The following is a 15,561-nucleotide window of genomic DNA, read 5'->3' on the forward strand; positions in this document are numbered from 1 at the left end:
ATCTCCTCAGGCGCCGGCCTTGGCCGCCAGGGCGCGCTGCACCGCCGCACCCACCTCGACACCGGTGGGGTTGCCGCGCAGGAGCAGGCCGCCGTTGACCTGCAGGTTCTCGCCGGTCATGAAGCACTCGTCGCTGGCCAACCACACCGCCGCCGCGGCGATGTCGGCCTTGGTGCCGAGGCGGCCCAGCGGGTAACGGCCGGTGAAGCACTCGTTCACGCCCGGGGTGGCCATGGCTTCGGCGGTCATCGGCGTTTCGGTCAGGCCTGGGGAAATGCAGTTGGCGCGGATGCCGCGGCTGCCGAACTCGTTGGCCACGCAGCGCACCACATGGTCGATGCCGCCCTTGGTGCCGATGTAGGCGGCATAGTTCTCGATCACCGCACGGGTGGTCGCCGAGCTGATCTGGATGATCGAGCCGCCCTGATCCATGCCCTCGACCATGGTCTGCAGGAACTGGAAGGGTCCCTTGAACTGCAGGGCAATCATCCGCTCCAGCTCCTCCTCGCTGGTTTCCAGGAAACCCTGGGTCAGCCCCCAGCCGACGGCGTTGACCGCCACATCCAGGCGCCCGCCCCACTCCTTGGCATGGGCCACCAGCGCCCGCAGGTCACCCTTGCGGGTGATGTCGCAGGGCAGGCAGGTGCCGCCGAGTTCGTCGGCCAGGCGTGCCATCTCCTCCAGGTTGCGACCGGCGATCACCAGGCGCGCGCCCTCCAGAGCGAAGCGGCGGGCAACTTCCTGGCCCATGTTGTCCCGGCTGTCGGCGCCAAGGACCAGCGCAACCTTGTCTTGAAGTCGGTTCATTAGATGGTGCCTCCAGCGATGGCGTTGTTGTTATTGTGGGAAAACTCCGCCTCGACCTGCTCGACCTTGCGGGACTCGCCCTGCAGCAGGAAGTGGGACAGTGCCGGGATCAGGACCAGCGCACCGAGCATGTTCCAGACGAACATGAAGGTCAGCAGGATGCCCATGTCGGCCTGGAACTTGATTGGCGACCACACCCAGGTGATCACGCCAGCCGCCAGGGTAACCCCGACCAGGGCCACGACCTTGCCGGTGGTCGACAGCGCCTTGCGGTAGGCCTCGGCCACCGACATCCCGGTGCGCTGGAAGGCCAGTTGGGTGCTAAGCAGATAGATCCCGTAGTCCACGCCAATGCCCACGCCCAGAGCCACTACCGGCAGGGTCGCCACCTTCATGCCCATGCCCAGATGCACCATCAGCGCCTCGGCGAGGATCGAGGTGAGGATCAGCGGTACCACGGCAACGATCACTGCGCGCCAGCTGCGGAAGGTGATCAGGCACAACAGGGCCACCGCCGCATACACGTAGAGCAGCATCTTGCGGTTGGCTTCCTTGACCACGATGTTGGTCGCCGCATCGACTCCGGCGTTGCCGGCAGCCAGCAGGAACTTGCGATCCTCGGTCCCGTTTTCCTCGGCGAACTGCTTGGCCACATTCAGCAGACGATCCAGGGTGGCCGCCTTGTGGTCGGCCAGGTAGGCAAGTACCGGGGTGAGGCTGCAGTTGGTATTCAGAAACTCGGAGTTCCAGGACACCGCGTTGCCGATCTGCGCGTCGATGATCCCCTGGTTGTCGCTGATGGTGGCCCACTTAGGGTTACCCTCGAACATCCCGGCGGTGTAGGTGCGCACCGTATCGGCCAGCGACACGGTGCGCTGCACGCCAGGCACCTGGGCCAGCGTCCAGCCCAGACGGTCGACTTCGGTCAGGGTTTCATAGCTGCTGCAGCCATCGGTGCCCGTCTTCACCATCACCGCGAAGATGTCGCTGGAGATGGCGTAATGGGAGGTGATGAAGGCGTTGTCCTGGTTGTAGCGCGAGTCGGGGCGCAGCTCCGGCGCACCGGCGTCCAGATCGCCCACCTGCAGCTTCAGCGACTCCATGAAGCCCCAGGCGCCCAGTGCCACCGAGCCGAGGATGACCACCACCGCCAGGCGCCGCTCGGTGAAACGGGCCAGACCGCTCCAGATCGGATTGCCGCCGTTGGTGGTGAGTTCGGCCTGCTCGGCCTTGAGGCTGCGCGCGGCTGCCTTGGGCGAGACGCCGATGTAGGAGAGCATCACCGGGATCAGGATCAGGTTGGTGAAGATCAGCACGCTGACCCCGATGCTGGCGGTCAGCGCCAGCTCGCGGATCACTGGGATGTCGATGATCATCAGCACCGCGAAGCCCACCACGTCGGCCAGCAGTGCGGTCATCCCGGCCAGGAACAGGCGGCGGAAGGTATAGCGGGCCGCCACCAGGCGATGGGTGCCACGACCGATGTCCTGCATGATGCCGTTCATCTTCTGCGCGCCATGGCTGACGCCGATGGCGAAGACCAGGAACGGTACCAGCATGGAGAACGGGTCGAGGTTGTAGCCGAGCAGCACCACCAGGCCGAGCTGCCAGATCACCGCGATCACCGAGCAGCCCAGCACCAGCAGGGTGCTGCGGATGCAACGGGTGTAGGCGTAGATGATGCCGACCGCGATGATCACGGCGACCAGGAAGAACACCATGACCTTTTCCAGGCCGGCGATCAGATCGCCGATCAGCTTGGCGAAGCCGATCACGTAGAGGTTGACCTTGGCGTCGGGGCCTTGGCCGTAGCGCTGGCGGATATCCTCGATCGAGCGGGACAGTGCCTCGTAGTCGACCGGCTTGCCTTCGGCGTCGCTGCTCATCAGCGGCACGATGATCATGCTGGAGCGGTAGTCGTGGGCGACCAGGCTGCCGACCACGTCGGCGCGCGCGATATTGATGCGCAGATCGTTGATCGAGCGCGGCGAGCCGTCGTAGTCGTTCGGCAATACCGGGCCACCGGTGAAGCCCTCCTCGGTCACCTCGGTCCAGCGCACCACCGGCGTGAAGATGGACTTCATCCACGGCCGGTCGACGCCGGGCAGGATGAAGATCTCGTCGTTGATCTTCGCCAGCTGGGCCAGGTACTCCGGATTGAAGATGTCGCCCTCCTTCGCCTCCACCGAGATGCGGATGGAGTCGCCCATGCCGCGCAGTTCGGCGCGGTTATCCAGGAAGTTGCGGATGTACTCCTGGCTCTGCGGCAGCATCTTCTCGTAGCTGGCGGCGATGCGCAGATCGCGCAGCTGATAGCCGAAGAACAGCGTGAGCAGCACGCAGCCCAGCACGATCAGCACCCGGTTGTTGAAGATCATCCGTTCGAGCAGGCTGCCCGACTGGGAGTTGAAGTCCTTGAGGTCACGGATGACCTCCATTTTCGGTTGGTTAATTGGCGTAGCCATGGCCGGTCTCCCACTGTTTGCCAATACTCACACTCGAGTTCACGAGCGCGTTGGCGGCGTCTTTCTGGTTTTCAAGCTTGACGGCTTCGCTCTGGATACCCGCCGCACCCACCAGGGTGACCTTGCCGGTCGGCGTGACGGTCAGCCCGAAGAAAGGCATGCTCTTGGCCAGCTTGACCGGCTCGAACGTTTCACCCTTGTCGACGCTGCGCGCCACGTCGCCGGAGAGACTGCCGAGCAGCAGCGTGCCATCGGCAAGGAAAGCGCCACTGGTGATCCCCGCCTGGGTGTAGGCCTTGGCCCGCGTCCAGCTATCGCCGCCATCCTGCGAGCGGAACACGCTGCCGCGCATGCCGAACGTCACCAGGGTCTGGCCATTGCTGACCGTGCCGAACAGGGTGCCGTCGTAGCCGGTCGGCTTCTCGACGAAGCGCTCCTCGCCTTGGCGCATGCGCCAGATGCGGCCCTGCTCGCCACTGAGGTAGATCGCCTGGGGATCGGCGGTCATCGAGTAGATATGCAGTTCGTTGGGATTGTCGATGTGGTGCTGCCAGGGCTGCCAGGTCTTGCCGCCATCCTGGGTCTGGAACAGGCGGTTGAACAGTCCGGCGACGTAGCCGACCTGATCGTCGACGAAATGCACAGCCATCAGTGGCTGGGTGCCGCCGTGGCCGATCAGGACCTGCTCCCGCTCAAGGTAGATGGCGGCGTCCGGCAACTCTGCGCCGGGGCCTGTCTTACCGTAGTAATCGAGGATCAGACGAGTCGCATCCTTGCCATCCAGCTGTTTTTCCCAGGTATCGCCGCCATCGCTGCTGTGCAGCACGACGCCGCCGTGGCCTACCGCCCAGCCGTGCTGCTCGCTGGGGAAGGACACCGCCACCAGATCACTGCTCACCGGCACCGAGGATTGGCGCCAGGTATTGCCACCATCCTGGGAAACCGCGATATGCCCGCGGGGTCCCACAACGATGGTGCGGCTACCGACATGCGTGACGGCACTCATCGGACTCATGAGCATTCGCTCGCTTTTCGAAGCCGCTACTGCTGTCGGATCCTGGAAGGCCAGCACCGGTCCAGCCGCTACCAGCAAAGCGCCGAGCACCAACGCCCTGTATCCGCAAAGATCAAAGACACGCATAGGAATTTCCTCAAACCGTCGGCCGCAGGGGCCGCGACCTTGTGTCCAGATGCCGAAAACTCAACTTCCTTGACTCGTAGAGTGGAGGCGGCCGCCGCAGCGGCCGCCTCCCCAAGATCAGAAGGTGGTTTTCAGGGTCAGCGACAGCCAACCACGATCACTCAGGGTTTCACTGCCACTGAACGCCACCAGTTGCTTGTCACCGATGCCCGGAGCGCCGGCAAAGGCATTCGGACCAGTGACGCCCTCACCGAAGTAGTCGCTGTAGGTCAGGTTGATCTTGTACTGCGAGTAGACGTCGAGCCCCAGGCCAACACTCCAGGCTCCAGTGTCCTCAGCCACGCCCAGGGCTGCCGGGGAATTACCCTTGAGGCCGAGGCTGTAGTTGATCGGCAGGGTCAGGTCGATGCCCGGGAACACCTGGAACCAGGTCGGAGTGAACGCCACGTTCATGCCCCAGGCATCATCGCTGACACAGCCACCCTTGGTTCCCAGGGTGCAGCCACGGTCCTCATGCACGGCGTCGAACTGCGCCTTGGTCGAAGCACTGACGTCGTCCAGGTTCACGTAGGTCAGTTCTGCGGTCAGCGGCGCCGAATCGAACAGCGGGGTCTTGCCGATGTAGGCGATCGCGTTGACCAGCGCGTGCCAGGTATCACCACGGGCGTTGCCGGCCAGGGCGGTATCCTCGCGACGCGACACTTCCGCGCTGACCGAGACCGCGCCAACCAGGCGGCTGAAGCTCAGGCCGTACAGCTTCACGTCCTCGGCATAGTCGTTGTAGAGCACGCCTCTGGTCGCATCGAAGGCCACGTTGGGCATGCGGTCATCGAACTTGCGGTAGTAGAGACCGACGTTGCCACCCAGGGTATCGGACTGGATCTGCGCGTTAACGCCGAAGCTGCCCTTGTCGTCCGGGGTCTTGTTGGAGCCACCATCGATGTCGCCGACATAGGGCAGGCCCAGATTCTGGCCGCCCAGCAGGGTAACGTCGCTGCCGCCCAGGTAGGTGCCGCCATCGGGGAAGCGATGCGGGTCCCACTCCAGGTAGTAGTTGGCGGCCATGCTGATCTTGTCGGTCAACTGCGCGGCGGCAGACAGCTGATTCTGCGGCAGGAACAGTTCCTTGACCTCGATACCCGGCGTCGCAGTGCCCTTGCGCAGGTCCAGCGGGCCCTGGCCATAGGCGATGCTGTCGGAGAAAGTGAACAGCGACTCGCCCCAGTAGACGTTGTGGCGACCGACACGGAAGTTCACCGGTACCTCGCCGAGGTTGAGCTTGGTAAAGACGAAGGCGTCGAGAATCTCGCCGGAGCGCTTGTTGTAACGCTCCACCTCGTTGGTGAACTTGTTGTTCGGGTAAGGGGAGTTCAACCCCAGCCGAGCCAGGTTGGGATTGACCCGCACATTGTCTTCATAGTCGAAGTCGTTCCAGCCGGCAGCCGATACGCGGAAGCCGTGGTCTTCCTTGTAGATGAAGTCGAGTTCACTGAGGATGTCGACGCGATTGGTCACTACATCGCCCTTGTCGCGCGAGTAGGTGGAAGTGCTGAACCCCGCAGTATCCCCCAGGGTGTTGTCGCGCCCTTCCATGCGCCAGCCGATGTTGTACTTGAGGGTATTGTCCCAGCGCACGGCGACATCCGGATTACCGGTATCGATACTGATCGCGGCAGCCGGCAGCGCCGCCATCGCCATGACCGCACCGCCGACCACACCGATGGCGTGCGCAGTTTTGAGCTTGCGAGCGATAGTTTTCTTATTCTTGTTCACATATACCTCCGAGCCTCAAGGGGCCAGCACACCCGAGTGCGCCAGCTGAATAAAACCATCATGATCGTTTTGTTTCGTGATCGCCGTTCTCACTTTCCAGCCTGGAAATCGCCACAGCGATTGATTTCAAACGCCCAGGTGAATCGATCCGCAGACTGCAACGAGGGAGTCCCCGCAGGACTACTCCGCCAGGACATGGACCGAGCGGCCCATGCTCGCGAGAAAAATGAAGTGCCGTGATGGAGTGCTCGGGAGCTGCTCTAGTGAGTCCCGGCCAGGAAGATTGACGGCGGTCGGTGCGACCGTGATCGGATGCTGCCCGCCGGCTTGGCTGGACAGTAATGAGCTGACAGAAGTCGTCATGGATGCATCCTCGCTTTTCTTATTTTTGTCATCAGCTTGATGGAAAACCTTGCACGCCCTGCGGTCACGTTAAAAACCGACAGGAAGGTTTTTATTTAAGCTATCCGCTCCCCTTCCCGTGCGCAAGCCTTGATGGAAAAAAAACCTTCCGTCTGCACACCACCTGCGCCAATGAACCATTCATAGCGATTGTCGGCCCTTGGCCACACGATCCTGTGCAAATTTGCAGGTCAGGCCTGCATTTACCGACATTGCACCAGCCAAATTTACACTGCTAGTCTCAATTCAACCCTCAGCGCAGCGCTGGGACACAACAATAACGAGAGCCTGAACAGGCGGGGTATCCATGACAACGCACAGCGCCATCCCTACCGTAAAACTGCTGATCAACGGCCAGTTCGTCGAATCCACCACCTCCCAGTGGCGCGATGTGGTCAACCCGGCTACCCAGGAAGTCCTGGCCCGTGTGCCCTTCGCCACCACCGAGGAGATGAACGCCGCGGTCGCCAGCGCCAAGGAAGCCTTCAAGACCTGGCGCAAGACCCCGATCGGCGTGCGTTCGCGGATCTTCCTCAAGCTGCAGCAGCTGATTCGCGACAACATCAAGGAGCTGGCGGCGATTCTCACCGCCGAGCAGGGCAAGACCCTGCCGGACGCCGAAGGTGACGTGTTCCGCGGTCTGGAGGTGGTCGAGCACGCCGCCGGCATCGGCAATCTGCAGCTCGGCGAGCTGGCCAACAACGTGGCCGGCGGCGTCGATACCTACACCCTGCTGCAGCCGCTGGGCGTGTGCGCCGGCATTACCCCGTTCAACTTCCCAGCGATGATTCCGCTGTGGATGTTCCCGATGGCGATCGCCAGCGGCAACACCTTCGTCCTCAAGCCCTCCGAGCAGGATCCGATGGTGACCATGCGCCTGGCCGAGCTGGCGCTGGAGGCCGGCATTCCGCCGGGCGTGCTCAACGTGATCCACGGCGGTGTCGATGCGGTCAACCTGATCTGCGATCACCCGGACATCAAGGCGGTGTCCTTCGTCGGCTCGACCAAGGTCGGCACCCACGTCTACAACCGCGCCACCCAGAACGGCAAGCGTGCGCAGTGCATGATGGGCGCGAAGAACCACGCCATCATCCTGCCGGACGCCCACAAGCAGCAGACCCTCAACAACCTGGTCGGCGCCGCCTTCGGTGCGGCCGGTCAGCGCTGCATGGCGCTGCCGGTGGTGATCCTGGTGGGCGAGGCGCAGAGCTGGCTGCCGGAGCTGGTCGAGAAGGCCAAGAGCCTGAAGATCAACGCCGGTTGCGAACCCGGCACCGATATCGGCCCGGCCGTGTCGTGCAGCGCCCTGGACCGCATCAGCAGCCTGATCGAGCAGGGTGTGCGCGAAGGTGCACAGCTGGTGCTGGATGGCCGCAATCCGCAGGTGCCCGGCTATCCGCACGGCAACTTCGTCGGCCCGACCATCTTCTCCGCTGTCAGCACCGAGATGACCATCTACAAGGAAGAGATCTTCGGCCCGGTGCTCTGCGTGCTGCAGGCCGCCAGCCTGGACGAGGCCATCGCCCTGATCAACGCCAACCCGAACGGCAACGGCACAGCCATCTTCACCCGCTCCGGCGCCGCCGCCCGTCACTTCCAGGAAGAAATCGACGTCGGTCAGGTCGGCATCAACGTACCGATTCCGGTGCCGGTGCCGATCTTCTCCTTCTCCGGCTCGCGCGCTTCCAAGCTCGGCGACCTCGGCCCCTACGGCAAACAGGCCGTGCAGTTCTACACCCAGACCAAGACCGTCACCCAGCGCTGGTTCGACGAAGACGAGGTCGGTGGCCCGGTCAACACCACCATCACCCTCAAGTAAGCAATGCGCCGCGGCCGTTCGACGGCCGCGGCCTGTTACGGGATACCGTCATGAGCTACAACAACCTGCTTCTGGAAATGCACGGCAAGGTGGCACTGGTCACCCTCAATCGCCCGCAGGCCCTCAACGCCCTGTCGCCGGAACTGACCGCCGAACTCAGCGAACTGCTCGACCACTTGGAGGCCGACGACAGCGTCGCCGCCCTGGTTCTGACCGGCAACGAGAAAGCCTTCGCCGCAGGTGCCGACATCAAGGTCATGAAAGACTGGTCGTACATGGACGTGTACAAGGCCGACTTCATCACCGCCACCTGGGAGCGCCTGTCCACCTTCCGCAAGCCGAGCATCGCCGCCGTGGCCGGCTACGCCCTGGGTGGCGGCTGCGAGCTGGCGATGATGTGCGACTTCATCATCGCCGCCGATAGCGCCAAGTTCGGCCAGCCGGAAATCACCATCGGCACCATTCCGGGCGCCGGCGGCACCCAGCGCCTGACCCGTTTCATCGGCAAGGCCAAGGCCATGGACATGGTCCTCACCGGCCGCATGATGGACGCTCAGGAGGCCGAACGCTGCGGCCTGGTCAGCCGCCTGGTGCCGGCCGACCAGCTGATCGACGAGGCGCTCAAGGCCGCCGAACGCATCGGCGAGCTGTCCGCCCCGGTCATCATGATGGCCAAGGAGTCCGTCAACCGCGCCTTCGAGACCACCCTCGCCGAGGGCATCCGTTTCGAGCGCCGGCTGTTCCATTCGACCTTCGCCACCGAGGACCAGAAGGAAGGCATGAACGCCTTCTTCGAGAAGCGCAAACCCGTCTTCAAGAACCGCTGAGCGCAGCACGCCATAACAACAAGAGGACACCACCATGCATATCGGCTTTCTCGGCCTCGGCAACATGGGCGCGCCCATGGCCCGCAACCTGCTCAAGGCAGGTCACCAACTGACCGTATTCGATCTGTCCGCCGCCGCCGTCAGCTCGCTCGTCGAGGCCGGCGCCCATTCCGCCGCGTCGCCGGCCGTTCTGGCGCAGGCCGATGTCGAGCTGATCATCACCATGCTGCCGGCCGCCGCCCACGTGAAGAGCGTCTATCTCGGCGAGGACGGCCTACTCGCCCACGTCCGCCCTGGCGTCACCCTGATCGACTCCTCCACCATCGACCCGCTGAGCGCCCGCGAGGTCGCCTCCGCCGCACGCCAGCACGGCAATCCCATGCTGGATGCGCCGGTCTCCGGCGGCACCGGCGGCGCTGCTGCCGGCACGCTGACCTTCATGGTCGGCGGCGACGTGGCCGACTTCGATCGCACCCAGCCGATCCTCGCCGCCATGGGCAAGAACATCGTGCACTGCGGTGACGCGGGCAATGGCCAGGTGGCCAAGGTGGCCAACAACATGCTGCTGGGCATCTCGATGATCGGCGTTGCCGAGGCCATGGCCCTGGGCGTGGCCCTGGGCATGGACGCCAAGGTGCTGGCCGGGATCATCAACACCTCCAGCGGCCGCTGCTGGAGTTCGGAGGTCTACAACCCCTTCCCCGGCGTGCTGGAGAACGTCCCCGCGGCGCGCGGCTACAGCGGCGGCTTCGGTTCCGACCTGATGCTCAAGGATCTGGGTCTGGCCAGCGAAGCGGCCAAGCAGGTCCGCCAACCGGTCATCCTCGGCGCCCTGGCCCAGCAGCTGTACCAGACCTTCAGCGCCCAGGGTAACGGTGGTCTGGATTTCTCCGCCATCATCAACCTCTACCGCAAGGACGCCGAGGCATGAGCGAAGCTCCCGTACTGGCCACGGTGCGCAACCGCATCGGCCACCTGACCCTCAACCGCCCGGCCGGCCTGAACGCCCTTACCCTGCCGATGGTGCGCATCCTGCACCGCCAGCTACAGGCCTGGGCGGACGACCCGGAGATCCTCGCCGTGGTGCTGCGCGGCACGGGCGAGAAGGCCTTTTGTGCCGGCGGCGACATCCGCTCGCTGCACGACAGCTTCAAGAACGGCGACACCCTGCACAGCCAGTTCTTCGAGGAGGAGTACGCCCTCGACCAGTACATCCACAGCTACAGCAAGCCCATCCTGGCGCTGCTCGACGGCTTCGTCCTCGGCGGCGGCATGGGGCTGATCCAGGGTGCCTCGCTGCGCGTGATCACCGAGCGGGTGAAAATGGGCATGCCGGAAACCGCCATCGGTTTCTTTCCCGATGTGGGGGCCAGCTACTTCCTCTCGCGCCTGCCGGGCGAACTGGGCATCTACCTCGGCGTCACCGGCGTACAGATTCGCGCCGCCGATGCGCTGTATGCCCGCCTGGCCGACTGGTGCCTGCCCAGCGAGCAGGTCGCGGAGCTGGATCGCTGCCTGGACAGCATGAGCTGGAACGTCCACCCCAAGGAGGCGCTGCGTACCCTCCTCGCCACCCTGGCCACCAACAAGCTGCCGGGCTCCGAACTCAAGGCCCTGCACCCGGCCATCGACGAGCACTTCGCCCAGGCGGACATCGTCGCCATCCGCAAGGCGCTGCTGGCCGAGACCCGCCCGGAGTTCCACGACTGGGCGGAGGAAACCGCCAAGCTGCTGGACAGCCGTTCTCCCCTCGCCATGGGCGTCACCCTCGAGCAGCTGCGTCGCGGCAGGAACCTCTCCCTGCCGGAGTGCTTCAGGATGGAGCAACTGCTGGGTAGCCAGTGGTTTGCCAAAGGCGACATCATGGAAGGTGTGCGCGCGCTGATCATCGACAAGGACAAATCGCCCCGCTGGAACCCGGACTGCATCGACGCGGTCACCCCGGCGCAGGTCGACGAGTTCTTCATCGATTTCAAGCCCGCCAACAAGTCCCGGCGCGCCGGCTGAAGATCCGACCGGACACGCCAATCAGCTTAATAAGAAGAGAGACCGCTGATGCACGACATCGAGCTGACCGAAGAACAACGCATGATCCGCGACATGGCCCGCGACTTCGCACGCGGCGAGATTGCTCCCCACGCCCAGGCGTGGGAAAAGGCCGGCTGGATCGATGATGCCCTGGTCCGGCAGATGGGCGAGCTTGGCCTGCTCGGCATGGTGGTGCCGGAGGAATGGGGCGGCAGCTACATCGACTACGTCGCCTATGCCCTGGCGGTGGAGGAAGTGTCCGCCGCTGACGGCGCCACCGGCGCGCTGATGAGCATCCACAACTCGGTGGGTTGCGGCCCGATCCTGAAATACGGCACCCAGGCGCAGAAGGAAGCCTGGCTGCCCGATCTGGCTGCCGGGCGGGCGATCGGCTGCTTCTGCCTGACCGAACCCCAGGCTGGCTCCGAGGCGCACAACCTGCGCACCCGTGCCGAGCTGATCGATGGCCAGTGGGTGATCAACGGCGCCAAGCAGTTCGTCAGCAACGGCAAGCGCGCCAAGCTGGCCATCGTGTTTGCCGTCACCGATCCGGAGCTGGGCAAGAAAGGCTTGTCTGCCTTCCTGGTACCGACCGCCACCCCCGGCTTCGTGGTCGACCGTACCGAACACAAGATGGGCATCCGTGCCTCCGACACCTGCGCGGTGACCCTGGACAACTGCCGCATCCCGGCGGCGAACCTCCTCGGCGAACGCGGCAAGGGCTTGGCCATTGCCCTTTCCAATCTCGAGGGCGGCCGCATCGGCATCGCCGCCCAGGCCCTCGGCATCGCCCGTGCGGCTTTCGAAGCAGCGCTGGCCTACGCCCGCGATCGCGTGCAGTTCGGCAAGCCGATCATCGAGCACCAGAGCGTGGCGAACATGCTGGCCGACATGCACACCCGCCTGAATGCCGCGCGCCTCATGGTCCTGCATGCCGCACGCCTGCGCAGCGCCGGCGAGCCCTGCCTGTCGGAAGCATCGCAGGCCAAGCTGTTCGCCTCGGAGATCGCCGAACAGGTCTGCTCCAGCGCCGTGCAGATCCACGGTGGTTATGGCTACCTGGAGGACTACCCGGTCGAGCGCTACTACCGCGATGCCCGGATCACCCAGATCTATGAAGGCTCCAGCGAGATCCAGCGGTTGCTGATCGCTCGCGAACTGGCCAACTACCAGCTCTGAACTTGTCTCCCTGCAGGTCGAATTCGACCTGCCCTGCCAATAAGAAGAGGAATCCCATGAAGATTCTGGTACCCGTCAAGCGCGTGGTCGACTACAACGTCAAGGTTCGCGTCAAGGCGGACAACTCCGGCGTCGACCTCGCCAACGTGAAAATGTCCATGAACCCCTTCTGCGAGATCGCCGTGGAAGAAGCGGTGCGCCTGAAAGAGAAAGGTGTGGCCAGCGAAGTCGTGGTCGTCAGCATCGGAAGCAATGCCGCGCAGGAACAGCTGCGCACCGCCCTGGCCCTCGGTGCCGACCGCGCCGTGCTGGTCGAGAGCAACGAGGAGCTGGGCTCGCTGGCCGTCGCCAAGCTATTGAAAGCCGTGGTCGACAAGGAGCAGCCGCAGCTGGTGATCCTCGGCAAGCAGGCCATCGACAGCGACAACAACCAGACCGGCCAGATGATCGCCGCACTGAGCGGCTTCGCCCAGGGCACCTTTGCCTCCAAGGTGGAAGTGAACGGCGACAGCGTCAACGTCACCCGTGAGATCGACGGCGGTTTGCAGACCGTGGCTCTGAAACTGCCGGCCATCGTCACCACCGACCTGCGCCTCAACGAGCCGCGCTACGCCTCCCTGCCGAACATCATGAAGGCGAAGAAGAAGCCGCTCGATGTGCTGACTCCGGCCGCCCTCGGCGTATCTACCGCCTCCAGCGTCAAGGTGCTCAAGGTCGAGGCCCCGGCCGCACGCAGCGCCGGCATCAAGGTCAAGTCGGTGGCCGAGCTGGTCGAGAAACTGAAGAACGAAGCGAAGGTGATCTGAGATGGCAATCCTGGTAATCGCTGAACACAACAACAGTGCCCTGGCTGCCGCCACCCTCAATACCGTGGCCGCCGCCCAACAGATTGGTGGCGATATCCATGTGCTGGTCGCAGGCCAAGGTTGCGGCACGGTGGCCGAGGCTGCCGCCCAGGTCGAAGGCGTGGCCAAGGTGCTGGTCGCCGACCACGCCGCCTATGCCCACCAGCTGCCGGAAAACCTCGCCCCGCTGGTGGCCGAGCTGGGCAAGAACTACAGCCACGTGCTGGCCCCGGCCACCACCAACGGCAAGAACTACCTGCCGCGCGTCGCCGCGCTGCTCGACGTCGATCAGATCTCCGAGATCGTCAAGGTGGCTAGCGCCGACACCTTCCAGCGCCCGATCTATGCCGGCAACGCCATCGCCACCGTGCAGTCCTCGGCAGCCGTCAAGGTGATCACCGTGCGCGGCACAGGCTTCGACGCCGTCGCGGCCACTGGCGGTTCGGCCAGCATCGAGGCCATCGCCTCCGTCAGCGATGCCGGCATTTCCCGTTTCGTCGGCGAGGAGCTGGCCAAGTCCGAGCGTCCGGAGCTGACCGCGGCGAAGATCATCGTCTCCGGTGGGCGCGGCATGCAGAACGGCGACAACTTCCAGCTGCTCTACAGCGTCGCCGACAAGCTCGGCGCCGCCGTCGGCGCCTCGCGCGCCGCGGTGGACGCCGGCTTCGTGCCCAACGACATGCAGGTCGGCCAGACCGGCAAGATCGTCGCGCCGCAGCTATACATCGCGGTAGGCATCTCCGGGGCGATCCAGCACCTGGCCGGCATGAAGGACTCCAAGGTCATCGTGGCGATCAACAAGGACGAGGAGGCACCGATCTTCCAGGTCGCCGACTATGGTCTGGTGGGCGATCTTTTCGAAGTTGTGCCGGAGCTGGGCAATCGCCTGAGCGCCTGACCCCATCCAGCTGCAACACGGGGGCGTTGTTAACGCCCCATCATCACATCCTGATTGCTCTGCGCCATCTCGCGGAGAAAGTCCCAAGTCACCCGCATGCGGGCGAGATCCTTGCCTTCCACCGGCATCAGCATCCAGAAGGTGCGGACGAACTCCACCTGATCGGCAAGGACTTCCACCAGCCCTTCCACTTTACGGGCGGAAAAACTGGGCAGGATGGCGATGCCGGCACCGGCTATCGCAGCATTCTGCTGGGCGAGGATGCTGGTGCTGCGCAGGGAGATCTGCTTCGGCCGGCCGATCTCATCCAGATAATGCAACTCCTTGCTGTACAGCAGGTCCTCGATGTAGCTGACGAACGTGTGTTCACGCAGCTCTTCGCGACTGCGGATCGCAGGATGTCGCTCCAGGTACTCTGGCGCCGCGTACAGCCGCAGGGTGTAGTCAGTCAGTTTGGTGATGATGTAGGGGCCGCGCTCCGGGCGCTCCAGCGTGATCACGATGTCTGCCTCGTGCCGTGCCAGTCGCACCATGCGCGGCACCGCGAGCAGGTCAATACCCAGGTGGGGATGCCGCTTGGACAGCGTCGCCAGCTGTCCGGCCAAGAGCTCAACCCCATAGCCTTCAGTCGCCCCAATCCGCACCAGGCCGGATACCCCGCCGGCAACGCTCTCCCCCTCCTCCTGCTCGATGGCCAGGAAAGCGCTTTCCATCGCCTCCGCCTGAGCCAGCAGGCGTCGCCCGGCTTCCGCCAAGGTATAGCCCGCGCCACTGCGGATGAATAGCGGCCGCCCCAGGCTCTTCTCCAGCGCCTGCACACGCCGGGAGACAGTGGTGTGGTCAACGCCCAGATGCCGAGCTGCCGCAGTCAGCTTGCCGGCTCGCGACAGTTCGAGGAAATAACGCAGATTGTCCCAGTCCATTCCGGAGTCCTGTGTGCAGAAATGCAAGTTCAGTATGCAATATCGCATGTTGCTGCAGTTGGCTGTTTGCCTGTAGCCTTTATTAAAACATTTTTGTTTGTTTTTATTTAAGTTGTTTTATCTTCCATTGCGGCCTGCGACCCAAAAGCAGTGACACGTTGCAGCCGCAGACTCCCATCCACGAGTTGGGTAGCACCACTCTCCGGATGACAGTTCTCGCTCAGGAACTTTGGCATGCAAATAGGCATACCGCTCGAAACCCACGCCGGGGAAACCCGCGTGGCCGCCACACCGGAAACGGTCAAGAAACTCCTCGCCCAGGGCCATCAGGTCATCGTGCAGAGCGGTGCCGGCCTGGCCGCCAGCATCCCCGACGACGCCTATGCCGCCGTCGGCGCCCACCTCGGCGATGCCGCCGCCGCGCTGGGCGCTGCCCTGGTGCTCAAGGTGGTCG

The 15,561-nt window shown here is 64.1% G+C and carries 12 protein-coding genes and 1 pseudogene; 8 read left to right on the plus strand and 5 right to left on the minus strand.

Annotation, left to right across the window (positions count from 1 at the left end):
* Window positions 1-6: 6 nt before the first annotated feature.
* The 4 genes from KRX52_RS10925 to KRX52_RS10940 form a co-directional block, all read right to left on the minus strand.
* On the minus strand, window positions 7-807 hold the full coding sequence (locus KRX52_RS10925) for an SDR family NAD(P)-dependent oxidoreductase (RefSeq protein ID WP_217681765.1): 801 nt from the start codon (window positions 805-807) through the stop codon (window positions 7-9).
* Complete coding sequence (locus tag KRX52_RS10930; protein WP_217681766.1) at window positions 807-3,272, minus strand: efflux RND transporter permease subunit; 2,466 nt, start codon at window positions 3,270-3,272, stop codon at window positions 807-809. The genes KRX52_RS10925 and KRX52_RS10930 overlap by 1 nt, the downstream gene beginning before the upstream one ends.
* Entirely contained in the window at window positions 3,256-4,278 is a 1,023-nt protein-coding gene (locus tag KRX52_RS10935) for a WD40/YVTN/BNR-like repeat-containing protein (protein WP_217681767.1), read from the minus strand. The genes KRX52_RS10930 and KRX52_RS10935 overlap by 17 nt, the downstream gene beginning before the upstream one ends.
* Window positions 4,279-4,530: 252 nt before the next feature.
* Window positions 4,531-6,186, minus strand: a complete 1,656-nt coding sequence (locus KRX52_RS10940; protein ID WP_217681768.1) for a DUF1302 domain-containing protein — start codon at window positions 6,184-6,186, stop codon at window positions 4,531-4,533.
* A gap of 709 nt (window positions 6,187-6,895) precedes the next feature.
* Between KRX52_RS10940 and KRX52_RS10945 the strand changes: the two genes are divergently transcribed.
* From KRX52_RS10945 to KRX52_RS10975, 7 genes are read left to right on the plus strand one after another with little or no spacing between them, the layout of a single operon-like run.
* Window positions 6,896-8,407 (plus strand): CoA-acylating methylmalonate-semialdehyde dehydrogenase, encoded by a 1,512-nt coding sequence (locus tag KRX52_RS10945; protein ID WP_217681769.1) that lies wholly within the window; start codon window positions 6,896-6,898, stop codon window positions 8,405-8,407.
* A gap of 50 nt (window positions 8,408-8,457) precedes the next feature.
* On the plus strand, window positions 8,458-9,234 hold the full coding sequence (locus KRX52_RS10950; protein ID WP_217681770.1) for an enoyl-CoA hydratase: 777 nt from the start codon (window positions 8,458-8,460) through the stop codon (window positions 9,232-9,234).
* A gap of 34 nt (window positions 9,235-9,268) precedes the next feature.
* Window positions 9,269-10,165, plus strand: a complete 897-nt coding sequence (gene mmsB, locus KRX52_RS10955) for a 3-hydroxyisobutyrate dehydrogenase (protein ID WP_217681771.1) — start codon at window positions 9,269-9,271, stop codon at window positions 10,163-10,165.
* Window positions 10,162-11,241 (plus strand): enoyl-CoA hydratase/isomerase family protein, encoded by a 1,080-nt coding sequence (locus KRX52_RS10960; RefSeq protein WP_217681772.1) that lies wholly within the window; start codon window positions 10,162-10,164, stop codon window positions 11,239-11,241. Before mmsB ends, KRX52_RS10960 begins: the two co-directional genes overlap by 4 nt.
* Before the next feature lie 48 nt (window positions 11,242-11,289).
* Entirely contained in the window at window positions 11,290-12,441 is a 1,152-nt protein-coding gene (locus KRX52_RS10965) for an acyl-CoA dehydrogenase family protein (protein ID WP_217681773.1), read from the plus strand.
* 56 nt (window positions 12,442-12,497) lie between these two features.
* Window positions 12,498-13,247 carry an electron transfer flavoprotein subunit beta/FixA family protein gene (locus KRX52_RS10970; protein WP_217681774.1) on the plus strand — a complete coding sequence of 250 codons (750 nt, stop codon included), beginning with the start codon at window positions 12,498-12,500 and terminating at the stop codon, window positions 13,245-13,247.
* A gap of 1 nt (window position 13,248) precedes the next feature.
* On the plus strand, window positions 13,249-14,184 hold the full coding sequence (locus KRX52_RS10975) for an electron transfer flavoprotein subunit alpha/FixB family protein (protein WP_217681775.1): 936 nt from the start codon (window positions 13,249-13,251) through the stop codon (window positions 14,182-14,184).
* A 29-nt stretch (window positions 14,185-14,213) separates the two neighbouring features.
* On the opposite strand, the gene KRX52_RS10980 is transcribed toward KRX52_RS10975, so the two are convergent.
* Window positions 14,214-15,107: a LysR family transcriptional regulator gene (locus tag KRX52_RS10980; protein WP_217681776.1), complete on the minus strand. Its 894-nt coding sequence runs from the start codon at window positions 15,105-15,107 to the stop codon at window positions 14,214-14,216.
* A 234-nt stretch (window positions 15,108-15,341) separates the two neighbouring features.
* Between KRX52_RS10980 and KRX52_RS10985 the strand changes: the two are divergent.
* Window positions 15,342-15,561: pseudogene (locus tag KRX52_RS10985) on the plus strand (NAD(P)(+) transhydrogenase (Re/Si-specific) subunit alpha); the annotation flags it as partial.

The organism is Geopseudomonas aromaticivorans (assembly GCF_019097855.1).
Taxonomy (GTDB): Bacteria; Pseudomonadota; Gammaproteobacteria; order Pseudomonadales; family Pseudomonadaceae; genus Geopseudomonas; species Geopseudomonas aromaticivorans.